Origin of the sequence: Nitrosomonas sp. Nm34 (assembly GCF_900113925.1) — a bacterium.
Lineage (GTDB): Bacteria > Pseudomonadota > Gammaproteobacteria > Burkholderiales > Nitrosomonadaceae > Nitrosomonas.
Genome location: NZ_FORD01000002.1, coordinates 135,488 through 155,183, shown reverse-complemented (window position 1 = coordinate 155,183; position 19,696 = coordinate 135,488). Strand labels below are relative to the sequence as shown.

Annotated in this window: 14 protein-coding genes; 9 read left to right on the top strand and 5 right to left on the bottom strand. The window is 46.3% G+C overall.

The genetic code is table 11. The features are described from left to right. Positions 1-273: 273 nt before the first annotated feature. Positions 274-1,869: a chaperonin GroEL gene (gene groL, locus BM283_RS01730; protein WP_090688382.1), complete on the bottom strand. Its 1,596-nt coding sequence runs from the start codon at positions 1,867-1,869 to the stop codon at positions 274-276. Between the two features lie 244 nt (positions 1,870-2,113). Continuing rightward, complete coding sequence (locus BM283_RS01725; protein WP_090688379.1) at positions 2,114-2,590, bottom strand: Hsp20/alpha crystallin family protein; 477 nt, start codon at positions 2,588-2,590, stop codon at positions 2,114-2,116. A gap of 631 nt (positions 2,591-3,221) precedes the next feature. Between BM283_RS01725 and BM283_RS01720 the strand changes: the two genes are divergently transcribed. Beyond that, positions 3,222-4,205, top strand: coding sequence for a diacylglycerol/lipid kinase family protein (locus tag BM283_RS01720; RefSeq protein WP_090688376.1), 984 nt, complete (start codon positions 3,222-3,224; stop codon positions 4,203-4,205). 40 nt (positions 4,206-4,245) lie between these two features. On the opposite strand, the gene BM283_RS18555 is transcribed toward BM283_RS01720, so the two are convergent. Then, positions 4,246-4,407 (bottom strand): hypothetical protein, encoded by a 162-nt coding sequence (locus BM283_RS18555; protein ID WP_175491994.1) that lies wholly within the window; start codon positions 4,405-4,407, stop codon positions 4,246-4,248. A 206-nt stretch (positions 4,408-4,613) separates the two neighbouring features. Between BM283_RS18555 and BM283_RS01715 the strand changes: the two genes are divergently transcribed. The 8 genes from BM283_RS01715 to BM283_RS01680 all read left to right on the top strand — a co-directional run bounded on the left by BM283_RS01715 (position 4,614) and on the right by BM283_RS01680 (position 15,957). Further along, positions 4,614-5,456 carry a GNAT family N-acetyltransferase gene (locus BM283_RS01715; RefSeq protein ID WP_090688373.1) on the top strand — a complete coding sequence of 281 codons (843 nt, stop codon included), beginning with the start codon at positions 4,614-4,616 and terminating at the stop codon, positions 5,454-5,456. 2 nt (positions 5,457-5,458) lie between these two features. Next, entirely contained in the window at positions 5,459-6,385 is a 927-nt protein-coding gene (locus BM283_RS01710) for a UDP-2,3-diacylglucosamine diphosphatase (protein WP_090688370.1), read from the top strand. Then, positions 6,382-7,395, top strand: a complete 1,014-nt coding sequence (locus BM283_RS01705; RefSeq protein WP_090688365.1) for a glycosyltransferase family 4 protein — start codon at positions 6,382-6,384, stop codon at positions 7,393-7,395. Before BM283_RS01710 ends, BM283_RS01705 begins: the two co-directional genes overlap by 4 nt. A 399-nt stretch (positions 7,396-7,794) precedes the next feature. Further along, on the top strand, positions 7,795-8,109 hold the full coding sequence (locus tag BM283_RS01700) for a hypothetical protein (RefSeq protein WP_090688362.1): 315 nt from the start codon (positions 7,795-7,797) through the stop codon (positions 8,107-8,109). Between the two features lie 111 nt (positions 8,110-8,220). After that, positions 8,221-8,529, top strand: coding sequence for a transposase (locus tag BM283_RS01695; RefSeq protein ID WP_175491993.1), 309 nt, complete (start codon positions 8,221-8,223; stop codon positions 8,527-8,529). 299 nt (positions 8,530-8,828) lie between these two features. Continuing rightward, a complete protein-coding gene (locus BM283_RS01690; RefSeq protein WP_090688355.1) occupies positions 8,829-10,664 on the top strand; it encodes a two-component system response regulator in 1,836 nt (611 codons plus the stop codon). Positions 10,665-10,743: 79 nt separating this feature from the next. Beyond that, positions 10,744-15,093 (top strand): response regulator, encoded by a 4,350-nt coding sequence (locus BM283_RS01685; RefSeq protein WP_090688350.1) that lies wholly within the window; start codon positions 10,744-10,746, stop codon positions 15,091-15,093. 420 nt (positions 15,094-15,513) lie between these two features. Then, complete coding sequence (locus BM283_RS01680; protein ID WP_090688347.1) at positions 15,514-15,957, top strand: rhodanese-like domain-containing protein; 444 nt, start codon at positions 15,514-15,516, stop codon at positions 15,955-15,957. A gap of 105 nt (positions 15,958-16,062) precedes the next feature. On the opposite strand, the gene BM283_RS01675 is transcribed toward BM283_RS01680, so the two are convergent. Both BM283_RS01675 and BM283_RS01670 read right to left on the bottom strand, forming a co-directional pair. After that, positions 16,063-16,611, bottom strand: coding sequence for a glutathione peroxidase (locus tag BM283_RS01675; protein WP_090688345.1), 549 nt, complete (start codon positions 16,609-16,611; stop codon positions 16,063-16,065). An 84-nt stretch (positions 16,612-16,695) separates the two neighbouring features. Beyond that, the gene (locus BM283_RS01670) at positions 16,696-19,149 is read right to left on the bottom strand and encodes a Lon protease family protein (protein ID WP_090688342.1); all 2,454 of its coding nucleotides are present in this window, start codon (positions 19,147-19,149) and stop codon (positions 16,696-16,698) included. Positions 19,150-19,696: the final 547 nt, after the last annotated feature.

Here is a 19,696-nt window from a genome sequence, read left to right as displayed (position 1 = left end):
TTAATCACGATTGCCATCATCCCAAGAGCGATCTTTAGGATTATCCCTCTCTTAACAAAGGGAAAATATATTGAGAGATTTCAGACTGGATGCCCACATATCCTTACTCATGACCAAGCATCAAACTATTCCCCAGATTTGTAATTCCATTTCCAGATCAAACTGACTTTGTCGGCTTCTCTTTGCCGTCGCCTTCGTATCATGTGCGACTTCCAAATGGTATTAGGCACTTACACCCATCCCCCCAGCTCTGTTTAATTTATTTAGCTTGCTTTATACGGCTTGAGCCTCTTCAGATAAACCAGCGATCATGATATTGGCACTAAGAATCAGACCGGCAATTGAAGCGGCATTCTGCAAGGCACAACGTGTCACCTTGGTGGGATCGAGAACGCCCATTTCCAAAAGGTCACCATATTCCTTAGAGGCTGCGTTATAACCAAAGTTACCGGTATTTTTCAATACATTGGCGAGCACGATAGAGGGCTCATCTCCCGCATTGGTTACGATTTGCCGTAAAGGGTCTTCTAGCGCCCGCAGTACAATCTGAATACCAGCATCCTGTTCAGAATTATCACCTTTTAGTCGTCTGATCGCTGTTCTGGCTCGTAATAAGGCAACCCCTCCTCCTGGCCCAATCCCCTCTTCCACAGCAGCGCGAGCGGCACGCAAAGCATCTTCAATCCGGCTCTTTTTCTCTTTCATTCCCGTTTCAGTAGCGGCACCCACTTTGATGATGGCTACTCCGCCAACAAGCTTGGCGAGACGTTCCTGTGATTTTTCCTTATCGTAACCGTTTGAAGCTGTTTCAATCTGTTGGCGAATTTGTTGGATACGACTTTGAATCTGTTCAATCTTTCCCATTCCACCAATCAAAGTCGTCGTTTCCTTATCCACTTCGACACGCTTGGCCTGGCCAAGATCTTGCAGCGTCATCTTTTGAAGTAGAAGACCGGTTGTCTCAGCGATTACCATGCCCCCAGTGAGAACGGCCATATCTTCCAGCATCGCCTTGCGTCGGTCACCCAATCCCGGCGCTTTGACAGCTATGGATTTAACAATGCCGTGAATATTATTGATCACCAGTGTTGCCAGCGCCTCTCCCTCAACATCCTCTGCAATGATCAGTAATGGGCGATTAGCCTGGGAGACTTGCTCCAGTAACGGTAATAGGTCATGGATATTGCTTATTTTCTTTTCAGACAGAAGGATATAAGGATCATCCAGTTCTGCCTTCTGCTGGTCTGGGTGATTGATAAAGTAGGGAGATAAGTAGCCTTGATCAAACTGCATTCCTTCTACTATTTCCAATTCGTTTTGCAGACTCTGGCCATCTTCGACCGTAATGACCCCCTCCTTGCCTATTTTCTCTATGGTTTCAGCAATCATTTCACCGACCTCAGTATCTGCATTAGCAGATATTGTCGCCACCTGAGCAATTTCTTTTCGGGTTGAGCAGGGTTTGGATACTTCCTTAAGGGCTTTCACTATAGCCGTAATCGCTATGTCAATGCCGCGCTTCAAATCCATTGGATTCATTCCTGCCATCACAAACTTCATCCCTTCATGCACGATCACCTGGGCGAGGATAGTCGCAGTGGTAGTCCCATCGCCAGCCACACTAGATGTTTTGCTGGCCACTTCTCTCACCATGAGCGCACCCATGTTTTCAAATTTGTCTTCAAGCTCGATTTCCTTCGCCACCACCACGCCAGAATTGGCAACAAGAGGTGGGCCATTCGGGCGTTCGAGAATGACGTTGCGGCCTCGCGGGCCTAGTGTGATCCTGACTGCATTGGCCAGAATATCCATGCCCCTGACAATTTTGCTGTATACCGCATCCTGAAACAGGATTTGCTTTGCCGGCAACGGAGCCTCCTGAATGAATTTTTTATGGTCTTGCTCTGATTATTTTATTACAACAGAACTATCCAATAAACTGAGCTGAGGCAAAAGTCCAGTTCATCTTCTTCATCTGATCATAATTTATACTGAGGTTAGTACAAGAACACAAGAACACAAGATCAAAGTGACACGTAGCCCCAGTTTGTAAACCATCATTTTCCTCTAGGCATAAGTACCTCCGCAGCAAAAAATGCTCGCCTCTCTTTAATTATTTGATCTCAAGCTGCTTGATAGCTTTGACATGTTTTTTTGGCATCGTCAATGTTAGCACACCATTTTCATACTTAGCTTGAGCTTTATTCACATCGATTTCCTCATCCAGTCTGACTGAACGGGAGATAGATTCCCAAGAGCGTTCTCTGGAGATAAACCTTTCCCCCTCTTTTTGTTCCACCTCTTTCTTTTTCTCGACTTTGATGGAAATACGGTTACTTTCCAAATCAACTTTTATATTCTCTTTATTGACACCAGGAATATCAGCAAGAATAGTATATGCAGTATCATTTTCTGATAAATCAACTTTCATTACAGATAATTCTCCGATACGTATGCCTAAGTTACCAAGCCAATCCTCAACAGTAGCAAGTAGATCAGATCGAGCAACGATACTGGGCTGAGTTGAAGATGGTTGCGTAGCACTTGATTTACTTTGCAGAGATGAAGCGGGGTGCTGGGCACTTTTCATGATAGGTCTCCTTATCTAAAGCGGTGAAATTTTTGGAAGTCTCGTCAGCCAGTTTCCATCACATCGCGACTGATAAAATCGGCATAAATTACTCAATCACTGTTCTTACTGTTCTATCCATTAGCAACGTAATGCTGACTGACTCCCTCGTCATCTATTTTCTCTCTCATCTTGTTATGCCTGCTCACACGATTCGCTTTGCATAGTTTTAAGAGACAAGAAAGGTCACTAGCCGAGATAATGATTTATCTTAGACTACCCACAAGGAATAATAAATAAGTAGAAACACGTATTTCTGATGGAGAAAAATACCGAGATTTTTTCTCATTTCGATAAATCGCTTATACACGAAGCTTTAATAATACTGTCATCTGTTTGTCATCATCAATTGGTAGCATTCCATTAGTGTTAACATTTTATGATTCAGGTTGATTTCCACCAATCGGGTGAAATTTTTTTACAATTCAGGAAAATTATTCAAGATTTGGTCTAGTTTTAAAAGTTTTTCACTTGAAAAAAGTCAACTCAATTTTAGTCAAATAAACTCCCGCCGTGATTGGTTCGTTTACCAATTTATTAAAGAAACTAAATTAACGAAGTAATTAGTTAATCAGATCTTTATTAATTTTCCGTGAAAAATGAAAGCACATTTCTGCCAAAGGGAACACTGATTACCATTCCCTCTCCTCAAAAAATATTAATTATTTTCAATCCTATTTCCAGTGCGGGCAATACAGAATCATTAGCCCATGAATATGGGAGATTTCTTGCTCATCATGGGATAGCGGTGGAGGTCTGCGAGTCAAAGAAAAAAATGAAATCTTACCTACCTCTCGAGACAGCCATGACAGGACATGATCTTATAGTCGTGGTCGGGGGTGATGGAACAGTCAGAAAACTCCTTCCTTTACTTAGTAAAACAGATACCCCCGTTTACATGGTTCCCGGTGGAAACGAGTCCCTATTTGCCCATTCCTATGGAATGAGTGCAAACCCAAAGGATTTACTGCGAGCGATAACGGATGGAAGATGTCTGGAGCAGTTTTATGGCCTGATCAGCGGCAATGGGATTCAGGGAGAAAAGCCATTCTTTATTATGGCTTCGATGGGTTTTGATTCGCTCACAATCAAGCTGATTGGCAAACGAAAAGGACCGATCAGTGATTCTGCTTATGTTTGGAGCGGACTTAACGCCTTAGTTTTTTTACACCACCCTATCGTGACAGTCCATGTTGATGGGCAAGCTGTCATTGATTGCCAATCAGGCTATGTCATAGTGGCTAATAGCGCAGCTTATGCAAGAAATTTACAACTTGTTCCTACTGCCAGCCCATCTTTAAAAAAGCTTGTCCTTGGTTTTTTACCTGACGCAAAGCGTCAACATGAATTGATTAAAGCATTGCGTATGCTTCAACACAAGCCTGCAGGATTTCCTCTGCAATATTTTTCAGGAGAAAGCATCTCCCTTACCTTACACAGCCCCTCCTACCCTCTGCAGGTAGATGGCGATTATTTCCGCAATCGCGATATTGAAGCAGGAAGCACAATAAAATTCAGTATCAGTCAAAAACCAATCAAAGTATTGATTCATACAGACCTGCCTCCATGCGTTTAGCAGGTGAGTGAACACCGTATCCTACACTAGGCCAATATCCTCAACTATTGGCATGAAGCAGGAACGGAAAAATGCGACCAATTTCCCCATCATCTGCGAAAGCCAGCGGTACCAATTGGATTTGGAAAAATTTGTCCAGAAGCGTTTGTTCATCCCCGTTTACATTATGGGACAGGGTGGCTTGATGAAATATAGGACTCATTACTTTTTTCATTCCCCCAAACATGACACGGAGGTGAGCCGCAGACAATATAAATATCCTACGACAGGGAGAAGCCGACAAAATCAGGTTTGACTCTTTGGAATTTCATAAAAGCGACATAATAAATTCATGAAGTTCCTCAAGAATGCTAGGTAATAAGTGAGCAAAATAATCCAGTAACCTAACATTAATAAAAGGAGTCAAAAATGATTGCGCTACTTACATTTAATAGCGAATCATCTATTTTCCCACAAAAAACAATTCCAGCTCTGAGGGCTGCACCACTCATTTCTACAGATAGAGTGAAAAAATCCAATATCGTGACCACATGGGCAAAACGTCAAAGTGAGATTCGTGAAGCGCAGAAGTTGAGATACGAAGTGTTCACAGATGAAATGGGTGCAATTCTTCCCGCTCATATCCCTGGTTTTGATATCGATGACTTTGATGAGTATTGTGAACACTTACTCGTGCGAGATCGTGAAACCTGGCAGGTCATTGGCACTTGCCGCGTCTTGACCCCTGCACAAGCCCAGCTTGCAGGTCGAACCTACATCGAAGGCGAATTTGATCTATCTCCCTTGCAACCGTTGCGAGCGCATATGGCTGAATTAGGCCGAAGCTGTGTGCACAAAGATTATCGGAATGGCATGGTTATCCGAGCGTTATCGAAAGCATTGATCAGCTTTATGATACTTAAGAAGTTAAGCTATCTGATAGGTTGCGTGAGCATACCGATGAATATGAGTTTAGCAAACAATAAACGAGTATGTTCGGGAGATGTAGCTGCAAGTATTTGGCGCCAGGTTAGGGATCAGCATAGGGTGGAGACTCACTATCAAGTCAGACCCCGTTTTCCTTTGCCGGTTGATTGTTTGGATCAATCTTTAAAAATTGACCCACCTCCCCTGCTTAAAAGGTATCTCCGCTTAGGGGCAAAAGTATTAGGAAATCCTGCCTGGGATCCTCACTTTAATACGGCTGATTTGCCTATGTTATTGCAAATAACAGATTTACCAAGCCGCTACCGTAAACATTCTCTGAGGTAATCATGAATAAGCTCAATGGTTATTTTTATGCTAATGCTTTAAAAGCTTCCTTCTTAAACAACGAAGATTCTTCAACAATCATTCCTAAACCCAGAGTTCGTACGGTTTTTATCTCCGATATTCATCTGGGTACCCCAGGTTGTCAGGCACAAGCCTTGTTGGAGTTTTTGAGAGCTTATCCAAGCGAACAGCTCTATCTAGTAGGAGATATTATCGATGGCTGGCAGTTACGCCAAGGTTGGTATTGGCCACAGTCTCACAATGATGTCATACAGAAGTTACTACGCCGTGTCCGGAAGGGTTGCAAGGTAGTGTATGTGCCAGGTAATCACGATGAGTTTGCCCGTCAGTTTTTGGGTCACTCTTTTGGTGGGATAGAAGTCGTAGAGGAAGTGATCTATCAGACTGTTGATGGTCGGAAATTCTGGATAATACATGGTGATTATTTTGATGGCGTTGTGCAGTGTGCTAAATGGCTTGCTTACGTCGGTGATAATCTTTACGAATTAACCTTAAAACTCAACCGTTATTTGAGTTCTCTTCGCGCTCGGTTAGGTATGCCCTATTGGTCACTTTCCCGCTATCTTAAACATAAAGTCAAAACAGCAGTGAGCTATGTGACTTCTTTTGAGCAAGCCGTAGCTATGGAAGCACGTCGTCGTGGGTTGGACGGTGTCATCTGTGGACATATACACCACCCTGAGATACGCGATATCAATGGAATTACATACTGTAATGATGGAGACTGGGTCGAGAGTCTTTCGGCATTAGTCGAACACTTTGATGGACGAATCGAACTCGTTCACTGGCCTCAGTGTCAGCGAGAGCTGGAGAATCAAAGTTCGGCTAGTGCGGAGGATACTTTGGCCATCCCTGACCATATGCCTGCTACGGCAAAAGTCAAAGAAAAAGATGAGGCACTCGCATGAGACTGGCCTTAATAACGGATGCATGGCACCCCCAAGTTAATGGTGTGGTCACCACTCTGATGGAGCTGGTTAAAGAGCTCGAAAAACTCAATCATAGTGTGAAAATCATTCACCCCAATCTTTTCAATACTCGTCCTTGCCCAGGTTATCCAGGAATTGATCTGGCGATTCGCCCCACAAAGCAAATGGCGCAAATACTGAAAGTACTGAATCCTGATGTCATTCATATCGCTACTGAAGGCCCGCTGGGCTGGGCAGCCCGTTCCTTATGCCTGCAATCAGGCTGGCCTTTTACCTCTGCATTTCATACAAAATTTCCAGAGATCTTTAATGCATCGGTCAAAGTCCCCGTTTCCTGGGGATATGCTCTGCTTAGACGCTTTCACCAACCTTCAGCAGGGGTGATGGTTCCGACACAATCTGTTTTATCTGGTTTGCAAAAACGAGGTTTCCAGAATCTCAAACCTTGGACGCATGGAGTCGATACTGATTTATTTAAGTATCATCATCGGTCCGTTTTTTTCCCAGCTCTAGGTACGATACCCAGACCTATCGCACTATTTGTGGGCCGTATTTCATATGAAAAAAATATTGAAGCATTCCTGGAAATGGATTTTCGGGGAAGTAAGATCGTTAGCGGGGCAGGACCACTGGAGAAGCAACTCAGGCAACGCTTTCCTGAGGTATATTGGTTGGGAATATTGCCACGCAATGAATTAGTGACGCTATATGCGAGTGCTGATGTTTTTGTATTCCCTAGCAAAGCGGACACCTTTGGATTGGTTCTACTTGAAGCGATGGCAACAGGTACACCTGTCGCTTGTTATCCTGTTGATGGTCCGTTAGAAGTGATTGGTAATAGCGGCGGCGGAGCCATGTCAAATGATCTGGAAGATGCCGTTTCGAAAGCCCTGCAAATTTCCCGGGGGGAAGCACGAGCAAGAGCCGAAGCTTTCAGCTGGTATGCTGCTGCAAAGGATTTTATTGATTATTTAGAACCTATTCGGTAATAGAAAATATTCTATCTTTTAAGGCTGTGAATAAAAAAGATACTGGAAGGCTGGGCATACGTGACCTCGTAGCCAACATAAATTTTTTCAGTAAAGTAAATTGCCAACGATGCGGGCAAACTTACATTAAGTAAATCTATTTCACCTATATCGCTAGCTAGCTTTCTTTGATTGGAAACATTGATCGCCACTCTCGGTCTCAAAATTATCCCAGATTTTCCATTAAGAAGATTTTTTAATGGAATCCATTAGAATAATAAATTGTTAAAATAAGAACAGTCTGTTAGGTTAAGGCAGTTTGATTTATGCGGCAGTTTGATTTATGCACGTTTTTCTTGTGGAAGATCCGTGGATTTTGAGCTTCGCTTTAGTAATTAAGAGATAGCGGCTTGGGATAGCATGGGGTTGATAAAGCGGATGCTGGACCGAATTGAATTTAGTCAAGCTGTGCCAGGCTGTGGCTTGCCACAGCCTGGCAGTACTCGAGGCTATGCACCGATTCAGTTACTTTTACAGTTCATGTTATCAGTCTGGTGTAGCGCAAACCGTTTTGAACAGACGGAAGTGACACGGCATCATCCTGTGCTGAAAGAGCTGTTTGATTTCAAACGAATGGCTAAGGCCAGAGCGACAGCCATAGCACTCATAATGCATTGGCCTTTTGGTATGATAAGTACGACAGTTTGGATAAGCTGGCTGGTGGGCATTGAATGATGGCATAGAGCTGACTGCTTTTGACAATCAGGCGCCTGTTGAAAAAAACCGTGCCGGGTGATCGGTATTCGGCAAAAGATCAATGAGCGATCTGATACCAGAGGTAAGACGTTGTCTTTATTTGCAGATGATCCGGTTTTTGCTCAATACCGTTACAGTGCATGGGTTACCGATATGGATTTGCCTGCAGCAGAGCTTTGGCGTTTACATCGTGGCCATACTGACCGTGAAAACTGTATCAAGGAACTGAAATATGATTTTGGTGGACAAAGCTTTAACCCCGTAGATTTCCTGGCTACTGAAGCTGCCTTAATGACAATCATGCTGGCCTATAATTCGATGAATTTGTTTCGTCAGGCAGTATTACGAAGTGATAGGGTGTCAGGCAAACCTGATTCCAACACACCCTTAAAACCCTAAGTAACAAGCTCTTTGCCAAAGCAGGTTATATTACTCATGAAGGTCGAAAAAAGATTATTAACTAGCCGCTGTCATACTACAGCTTGAATGAATCAATCGTCTTTGGGATAAGTCCAAAACATTTGGTCTTCTCCGTTAAATTCAGCTCAATATTTTTCCCTTAATCGGCTCCAGCGGAAAATCGGGGATTATTTATGATGGTTGAATAACAAGCTGACGGCGGATGGGCTCGGTAAATCTAGTTGGTATTTACTTTGCGCCATATAACAAGGCTAATCATATTATAAAAGAACAATCATATGCTCAGACCAAAAGTTCTCATCGTTAATGACCACCCAGCTAGTTTGCTTGCATTGGAAAGTCTCTTAACCGACACGGCGGAAGAAAATGGCTTTGACATGGTGACTGCGCACTCCGGTGAAGCAGCCTTGCGGCATGTACTGCATCAGCAGTTCGCCGTCATCTTGCTCGATATCAGCATGCCTGGCATGGATGGTTTCGAAACCGCGGAGATCATTCACTCCCATCCACGCTCAGCATCGGTCCCCATTATTTTTGTCACGGCGCATCATGATGACGAAATGAATCGCCTTAAGGGATATCAGAAAGGTGCAGTCGATTACCTTTTTATTCCTGTCATTCCCCAGATATTGAAAAACAAGGTGCTGGTTTTCGTCGAGCTTGCCAAAAAGAACTTGCAACTGCAATATCAGACTGAGCAGTTGGAAGAGCTCAATCGCGATCTGCAGGTAAAGCAGATGCAGGATCTCAAGAAAATTAATGCCGCGCTGGAAGCCGAGATCATCGAGCGCCGGCAAGCGGAAGAACGTGCGCATAGTCTGGCAACTCGGGATGCGCTTACTGGTTTGCTGAACCGCCGCTCGTTGGTAGAACATCTAAAAGAGGCGATCGCGCGCGCCAAGCGTCAAAAGAAAAGCCTGGCAGTGCTGTTCCTTGACATGGATAACTTCAAAACCATCAATGACACACTCGGCCACGATGTCGGTGATGATTTGCTGATACAGATGGCTAAGCGGATTAGCGGTGCTGTACGCGGATCTGATATGGTTGGGCGGCTCGGAGGCGATGAATTTGTGGTGCTGATGGAAGACTTGCTATCTTATCAGGACGCGGCGTTGGTAGCAAAAAAGATTGTGCAAATCAATACGCCGCCATGCACTATCGGCGTACATAGCCTGAAGACCTCGGTCAGCATTGGCATCAGTCTGTTTCCACAGGATGGGGATACGGTACAGACTTTGATGAAACATGCTGACCTGGCGATGTACCATGCCAAGCAGCAAAGACGCGGCAGCGTGCAATTCTTCCACGAAGAGTTGAACAAGCGCCTGCTTGAGCGCATCCAGCTTGAACAGGAAATACAACACGCATTAGAAAAAAACGAATTTGAGCTGTACTATCAACCCAAAGTGGATATTCTTTCTAGCCAGGTCATCGGCCTCGAAGCGCTACTGCGCTGGCACCATCCGCGCCTCGAACTGATTTCTGGAATCGATTTTATCTCCGCAGCCGCCGATAGCGGTCAACTGGTAACAATAGGGGAATGGGTTCTCAATGCTGCTTGCGAACAAGCAAGACGCTGGCGCGATAATGAATCAAGCTTGAGCAAGCTACCGATTGCAATCAATATCGCGATTCCGCAGATTTTTGCAGGACTCCCCGGGACCCTCCGTAGGACGCTTCACAAATACGGCATTCTCCCATCATCGATACAACTGGAAATCACTGAATCGCTTTTGATCCGTGACCTGGAAATGGTGACATCGGTGTTGCGCCAAATTAGCGAAAGCGGTATTTCAATCGCTATCGATGATTTCGGCACTGGTTATTCATCGCTTTCGGTGCTGAAAGCGCTACCGATCGATATCCTGAAAATCGACCAGTCCTTCGTGCGCGACTTGGGTAAAACCACTAGCGATACCGCCATCGTGGCAGCTATCATCAATATGGCGCACGCACTTGCAGTACGCGTAGTGGCTGAAGGCGTGGAAACCAAAGAACAACTGGCGATACTAAAATCGCTCAAATGTGATGAAGTTCAAGGCTTTTATATTGGCCAGCCACTACCAGCCGATACACTGGCACAGCAATTATTGCAAACGACCAGCGCATGAGTCATTGGGTAGATCAACCTTCACTCGCCACTTCGCTTGAGGCACATACTCTAACCAACTGAAAAACAAGGCAAGCTTGATGGATATGACGACAGATTTGACTGAAGAGCTGGATGTAAGGCTCTTGCTGAAAGTATTGACCGCTCTCAAAAAGGGCAATTTTTTTATCCGCATGCCGTCCGACTGGACCGGGTTACCCGGCAAGATCGCCGATACGCTGAACGATATCATCGAAATAAATCAGCAAATGGCAAAAGGCATCACCCAAGTCAGCCGGGTGGTGGGACGTGAAGGACAGCTCACGCAACGTGTCCCCGTCTTGAATGTGGCAGGTGGCTGGGCTGCCAAAATCAAAGCTGTCAATACACTGATTGACGATCTGGTTCGCCCGACCACAGAAATGGCGCGTGTGATCAGCGCAGTCGCCAAAGGTGACCTGTCGCAAATGGTGGCATTGGATGTTGACGGGCGTCCACTCAAGGGGCAGTTCCTAAGCGCAGCTTCTACCGCAAATACGATGGTAGACCAGTTGAATTCGTTCGCCTCGGAAGTTACGCGCGTAGCGCGTGAAGTCGGCACCGAAGGTAAACTGGGCGGCCAAGCCCATGTACCTGGAATCGCTGGTATATGGAAAGATCTGACTGACAGTGTGAACTCGATGGCGGGCAATCTTACCTCGCAAGTGCGCAATATCGCGGAAGTAACCACGGCAGTCGCGAATGGCGACCTATCGAAAAAAATTACCGTGGATGTGAAGGGCGAAATCCTGGAATTGAAAAATACCATCAATGTGATGGTGGACCAGTTGAATTCGTTCGCCTCGGAAGTTACGCGCGTAGCACGTGAAGTCGGCACTGAAGGCAAGCTGGGCGGCCAGGCCCATGTGCCTGGAGTCGCTGGTACATGGAAAGATCTGACTGACAGTGTGAACTCCATGGCGGGCAATCTTACCTCACAAGTGCGCAATATCGCGGAAGTAACCACGGCAGTCGCGAATGGCGATCTATCGAAAAAAATCACTGTGGATGTGAAAGGCGAAATCCTGAGATTGAAGAATACCATCAATGTGATGGTGGACCAGCTCTCCTCATTTGCAGCAGAAGTAACGCGGGTAGCACGTGAAGTGGGTACCGAAGGAAAACTGGGGGGCCAGGCTTATGTGCCAGGGGTTGGCGGCACTTGGAAAGATCTGACGGATAATGTCAACTCCATGGCATCCAATCTGACCGGTCAGGTGCGCAATATTGCTGAAGTGACGACTGCGGTAGCCAATGGTAACCTGTCGAAAAAAATCACCGTGGATGTAAAAGGTGAAATCCTGGAATTGAAAAATACCATCAATGTGATGGTGGACCAGCTCTCCTCATTTGCAGCGGAAGTAACTCGAGTGGCGCGCGAGGTCGGTACCGAAGGCAAGCTGGGCGGGCAAGCCAGCGTGCCGGGCGCGGCCGGAACCTGGAAAGATTTGACCGAGAATGTCAACCAGCTCGCAGCTAATCTGACTACCCAGGTACGCGCGATTGCAGAAGTGGCGACCGCGGTGACGCGCGGCGATCTGTCGCGCTCGATCCAGGTAGAAGCGCGTGGTGAGGTGTCTCACCTCAAGGATAATATCAATGAGATGATCCGCAATCTCAAGGAAACTACGCAAAAAAATGCGCAGCAGGACTGGCTAAAGACCAACCTGGCACGCTTCACGCGCCTGTTGCATGGGTACCGCGAGCTCGATACGGTGACCAGGCTGATCCTGTCCGAACTGGCGCCGCTGGTATCCGCCCATCATGGCATATTCTATATGATGGATGTCACGGAGCAGGACGAGCGGCTCCGCATGGTAGCAAGCTATGGCTACCGCCTTGGCAATAATGGATGGCCGACTTCATTTGCGCTAGGCGAAGGGCTGGTTGGCCAGTGTGCGCTGGAGAAGAAATGCATCTTGCTTACCAATGTCCCGGGCGACTATATCAAAATCTCTTCCGGCTTGGGAGCGGCGGTGCCTACCAATATTATCGTGCTGCCTATCCTGTTCGACGAGCAAATTAAGGCAGTGATTGAAATCGGATCGTTGGAGTGCTTCACCGAAACCCGTCTGTCCTTTCTCGGCCAATTGATGGAATCGATAGGCGTAGTGCTCAACATGATCGAAGCCAACAGCCGGACTGAAAGCCTGCTGGCGCAGTCGCAATCCCTGGCGCACGAATTGCAGCAAACCAACCGTGAACTGGGGGAAAAAGCACGCCTGTTATCCGAGCAAAACATTGAAGTGGAGCGCAAGAACCGCGAGGTCGAGCATGCCAAGCTCGCGCTTGAGGAAAAAGCGGCCCAGCTGGCGCTGTCGTCCAAATACAAATCGGAATTTCTAGCCAATATGTCGCATGAGTTGCGCACGCCCTTGAATAGCCTGCTGGTTCTGGCCCAGCAGTTAAGCGACAACCCTGCAGGCAATCTGACCCACAAGCAAGTCGAATTCGCCAACACCATTTACAGTTCAGGCAGCGACCTACTGACGCTGATCAATGATATTCTTGACCTGTCGAAGATCGAGTCGGGCACAGTTACGCTGGAAATCAGCGAGTACAGGTTTCAAAACCTGTGCAATTATCTGGAGCGGACCTTCCGCCATATGGCCGAAGCCAAGCGCATCAGTTTCTCAGTAGAGCTCGCCGGCGACTTACCATTCTCAATGATGACAGATATCACCCGCTTGCAACAGATACTAAAGAATCTGTTATCAAATGCATTCAAGTTCACTACCCATGGCTCTGTATCACTGAAGATAGCGCTGGCGCAGGAGGGATGGAGCGTCGGTCACCCCACCTTGTCGCAAGCTGCTGCGGTACTGGCTTTTTCTGTGACCGATACTGGAATGGGCATTACGCCGGATAAACTGCAACTGATTTTTGAAGCTTTCCAGCAGGCGGACGGCAGCACCGCACGCAAATATGGCGGTACCGGTCTGGGGCTATCGATCAGTCGCGAATTGGCGTTCATGCTGAACGGGGAAATCCGGGTGCAAAGCAAACTCAACGTCGGCAGCACATTCACTTTATTCCTGCCTTACGACAGCAGTGTTCTCACCAATGATGAATTAGTGAGCCAGTCATCGTCGCAGGCGGCAGTGCTGACTAGCAATGTCATCCATATGCCCGAGAAAGCGTTCGATCATACCAAACCGGCCGAGCCGGCCAATACGGTAGTAATGACCACAGTGGGGGATGCGACCCTGGATGACAGGGCGCTGATTGCATCCGGCAGCCCGTCCATCTTGATCGTAGAAGACGATCCGCGCCTGGCTCAAACCCTGTTGGATTGTGCTCACGAAAAGAATTTCAAGGGGATCGTGGCATCGTATGGTGATTCTGTACTGGCCCTGGCGCGTGATTACCTGCCGACCGTGATCTTACTGGATATCGATCGGCCCGAGGCTGATGGCCTGTCAGTGCTTGACCGCTTGAAGCGCGACCCGGGCACCCGCCATATCCCGGTCCATATCCTCTCAAATCAAAAGGAAGGCGAGTACAGTTTACGACTCGGCGCCATCTCTTATCTGGTTAAACCGGTGAGCTTGGAGCGGCTGCAGGAGGAATTCGTCCACATGCAGCAATTCCTATCGAATCACAAGCGAAGCCTGCTAGTAGTGGAGAATGACCGGAAACGGCGCAACACCATAATTGGTTTGATTGGCGAGTCCGATGTACATATCGTTACTGCCGAAACCGGGCAGCAGGCGCTGGACACACTCCAATCCGATCATTTCGATTGTATGGTACTGGATCCTACTACCCTACCGGACATGAATGGCTTGGACCTACTTAATAGGATAGGTCAAGATGAAAGCCTATGCACCATGCCAGTCGTGATCTACGCAGCCAATAAACTCGAGCGCAAGGAAATGGCAAAACTCAAACATATCAGCAAAACCATCGTGGTTAAGGAAGCCCGTTCGCCGGAGCGCTTGTTGGATGAGACCGCGCTATTCCTGCATCGTTCTCTAGCCAGCCTGTCCGAGCCGAAGCGGCGCATGCTGGATGAGAGCCAGGCTGCCGATAACGGACTGAGCGGACGCCAGGTCTTGATTATCGATGATGACTTGCGCAATCTCTTTGCGCTCAGTTCGGTACTGGAGCAACAGCAGATGAAGGTATTGTTCGCGGAAAATGGCAAGGATGGCATCGAAGTTCTAAAAAACAATCCATCGATTGAAATCGTGCTGATGGATATCATGATGCCTGAGATGGATGGCTACGATACGATGCGGACCATCCGCCGCATACCCCGCTTCAAGCAATTGCCCATCATTACGCTGACTGCCAAGGCAATGAAAGGTGACCGTGATAAATGCATTGCGGCTGGCGCATCCGACTATATCACCAAGCCGGTTGATGTTGCGCGGTTACTTTCGATGATGCGAGTATGGTTGCATAAATAACTACTTCAAAAATGTGCGAAGGCGAGCTGCAGACCGTATCAATAATACGGCAAGGTGAAGCCGATAAAGCTAGTTTTATTTAGAAATAGAATAAAAAAGAAAGCTGCGATGATGCAACTTCCTTTTTATCGCACTATAAACACTCAACAGAAGGCAGCGCCGAGTCTATTCATCACTGCCTTCACTTATCGGAATCATTGGGGTTACTGCCAGAACGCCTTATTTTATTTACTTTACTGATTTTAAAGCCAATAACCATTGGAGGAAAACCATTAATACGATATGCTTGGTAAGCAAACGCAGAATTTACAGCTCAATCTCAGTGCCGCTTATGCAATATCCTATCAAGTATTTCCAGAAAGTATGGCAAGAATTTGTGGTTTATTTTCATTTTATTAGAAAAAAAATATAGGAAATAACATGAAAAAATATTTATATGCTCTGCTGTGCTTGTTTCTGCCTGCAGTCAGCGCCATCGCTACAGAGCATACCGCACCTGCAGAAGTCATGGGAGCGGTCACCGTAGACACAGCGACCGCTAAACGGTTATACGATCAAGGCAATATTTTTATTGATGTGCGTAATTTGGAATATTTCAATTATGAGCATATCCAAGGGGCCAAGCATCTGGATGTCAATAGTGAACTTTTCACGGACGGCGATCTGAATATCCTTGCCGAGAAGGGTCAAGGCGTTGTGTTTTATTGTAATGGGATTCATTGCCTAGGCAGCTCTAAAGCCAGCAAAAAAGCAGCAGAATGGGGATGGCGCAAAATCTATTACTATCGAGAAGGATTTCCGAAATGGAAAGAGGCTGGCTATCCTATTGGCTCTTTTGAATATCCACAGAGCGTAGCACACTGATGGACTTGATAGAGCACATTTTGTAGCGTCCTATCTTAAGCCAGCTAACCTGGATAGCTCACCAGGTTAGCATAGACCAGCTAATCAAATAGGTAGTTGAGTCCGTTACTTGGATGTTTGCTGGAGCGCTTGCTCGATTGTTGCGACCATTTCCGGATCAAAAGGTGTGGTATGGGGACTGAATTGCTTGATCAGCTTACCATCCTTACCAATCAAAAATTTATGAAAATTCCAGGTAGGATAAGTACCGGAAACTTTTGCCAGTTGCTGAAAGAATGGGTGGGCATCTTCTTTCTTGACGGTTATTTTCTCAAACATAGGAAATTTGACACCATAAGTTAACCGGCAAAAATCCTGTATTTCTTCCTCCGTGCCAGGCTCCTGCCCCATAAAATCATTGGAAGGAAAGCCAAGCACTGCGAATCCTTGTTTCTTATATGTCTCATGTAATTTCTCCAATCCATCATATTGAGGGGTATAACCACATTTACTGGCAGTATTCACCACGAGCAGCACCTTACCCGAATAAGCATGACATAAGTTTACGACCTCACTGCCTGCCAGCTTTCTAAAATTCTGATCGAGTAAGCCATCCTGGCAACTGAAAACAGGTTGAACAAAAAAAATTAATACGAATAGCAATAAAATACGCATCAATGCCTCCTTCTGTAAAAATTAATCTTATGGCGGCTCACTACAAATAATCGTGATCCTTATCGATCCTTATCGATCCTTTTCCTACCTTTCAGCGGACCCGAAAAACCGCCTGCGCTCTGTCTTAGTGTGCTGGGTAAGCTGGCAAGCAATACGGTAAGTACGAAGTACTTTCTGCGCATATCCCAACACACTGTCATAAGGATAATGAATCACCTCGTTAAGATCTGCTTCAGGCGCGAAGCCAGCCGGAAAATCGGTCAGCAACTCAATGCCTTCATTCACATGTTCTGCAGTATAAATATGAAACAAGCCTTGAGTAACGGCTTCGATTACATGGTATGACAGCATGAGATGCCTGCGGTTGCGATGAGGAATCAGCACCCCATGCGTCCCATCCAACCCCGCTTTCTCACAAACATTAAAGAACCCTTCTATTTTTTCATTGAGGCCCCCTACCGGCAGGATTTCACCATACTGATTCATTGCCCCCGTTACTGCAATTCCCTGTTTGAGTGGCACGCCTGATAAGGCAGAAAGCAAAGCATACCATTCTGCACACGAGGCAGAATCTCCTTCTATTCCATTATATTCCTGTTCAAATACAATAGAAGCACTGAGTGCAAGCGGCGCGATATGCGCAAACAGGGCCGCTAGATAGCTCTGCAGGATAAACATACCTTTATCGTGGATCGGCCCGGAAAGCCCTACCTCGCGCTCGATATTCAACACGCCTCCATTTTCACCCGCGAACGTGTGCGCGGTAATACGCACCGGTGCGCCAAAACAATGGTCTCCCAAATCTATTTGCGTCAAACCATTAATCTGCCCAACCTTTTTTCCTTCGATCACAATCGAGACATCCCCATCTGCAATCGATTCCTGCAGACATTGATCCGGATAATTATGCCGATGGATACGTGCTTGCAGCGCATTCTCGACATCAGCTACATCCACAAGGCAACCGGTGTGAGCTTTGCACTGAGCAGCGCTCTCCAATACCAGTGTTTCTGTACGGCTGAAAATAGCACTCTGACGGGACTGATCGTTAGCTGCCCGGTGACAATCTTCCAACAATCGCGCAACCGCAGCTGCGGTAAAATGGGGCAAACCGGCTTCATGGCAGGCGTGCGCCACAAAAATGGAAGAAGCAAGGCGGCTTTGTGCGCTGGCTATGAAGCTATCAGCAAAATCAACCTTGATACGGAAACGCCTGGCAAGCTCTGGATTCTCTTCCTGTAATATATAGTATTGTTCACGCGAGCCGATCAATATAATCTTAACCTGAATCCGCACTGCTTCTGGTTCGAGCGAAACAGCTGGAATCTGGGTTAAGGTCGTGCCGGGCTCTTCAATTTGCAGCAAATGACTGCGCAGCAGGCGGCATAATTTCTCCCAAAGCAGGCTGTCCACTAACACATCATCGAGGTGCAGCATGAGAAATCCTCCATGGGCCTTGAGCAGACTACCCGCCCGAATGCGCGTAAAGTCTGTCTCTAAAACGCCTTCTACGGATTGATACTCAATGCTGCCAAACAGTGAGCGAACAGACGGACTTTCTTCGATAATTACCGGTGCTCCCTTCAAATCATGATTATCTACCACCAGATTAATCTGATAGCGTGCTAATAAGGAGTTAATTTCCTTTTTGCGTTTTTCTTCGTCAGTATCAGAGAATTTGAATAACGCGACATTCTCGAGAATATCCTCCTCCATCTTCCCCAGATAGCGGTCGAATTTGCTGCGGTATTCTGCAGATAATTTCAGCATACTGCGAATTGCCTTTAATTCACCTTCCAGTAGCAACTTGACCTTATTGCGCTGCAACGTTATCAGAGCCTCATCTTTGATTCGCTCCAAGGGGCGTATCTTTTCAAAATAGCGTGCAATTTCAGCCTGTAAGGCTTGTTCTACTTCCTCAATTTCAGCTCTTCGCTCCTTAGGTAACGCCAACACTTGAGGTTCAGTCAAAATTTTTCCAGATTTATCTATTAGCGTGAAAACCATACGGCCGGCTTCCCGCTGAATAGCAAAATGATGTTTCTCAGCAAACGCATCAAGCTCAGCAAAGGCTTTAGCCTCTTCCAGTTTAAAGTTTTTTTCGATCCGTTTGCTTTCCGCCTTGAGAGCAGGCTCCTCAAGACATCGGGGTATTTCTGTCTGCAGATATTTCGCTAGCTGTGTCAATTTTTGGCGCAACAGACGCCCCTCTCCTGCCGGCAAATGCAAGGCTAAGGGTCTTTCTGGTACACCGAAGTGATGCAAATAACACAAATCAGGCGGAACAGGCTTGTTTGACGCTACTTTCGTCATTGCCTGCCGCAGCAAGGAAGACCGTCCACTCCCTACTTCCCCAAGCACGAATAAGTTATAATCCGGCTGCTCCATTTCGAGCCCGAAGTAAGCAGCCTTCTCGGCACGCTCCTGCCCGATCCAGGAAAGTGGTTGACCGACCAGTTCTGAAGTATTGGTAAATCCAAGTAAATCGGGATCAATCGTCAGGCGGAGCTGGTGCGGAGTCAGTTCAATAATTGGCATTTATCAGTATTTTTATTGTTAACAAGAAATCCACAATTGTAACCGTTTAATCATTGTTCCTGACAGGAACAATGACAACTACAATGACAGCCACAGTGTCACCATCACGTGCCATACTGTTTCAGGTTGTGCTATTTTATTAGATGAGCAATTTACTTCCGATTCGATTTCCCAATCAAACCGGTTCGAAAGTGAGCCGTAAATAGGTATCAATAATCAATAAGACCACATCAGGCTTGATTCAGCAAAGGAATGAGTTAGCGAGCGGTTGAAGAATATATTCGAGACCATTCATGATAGGCGAAAAAAGCCGATTTATTTTATATCTGATAAATGAGTATTTTGAGTCCTTTTCATCCCACAGCAGCCACATAGATCATTTTTAGACAGCCTCATTCCATTTCCAAATCAAACATGACGCGCAGGCTAGCCGCAGACAGTATAAAAATAATACGGCAAGGGGAAGCCGACAAAATCAGTTTTGATTTAGAAATGGAATTAGCCCTGTTGCGGATGCTCTCTGCCTGACTACCTACCATTTATTCAA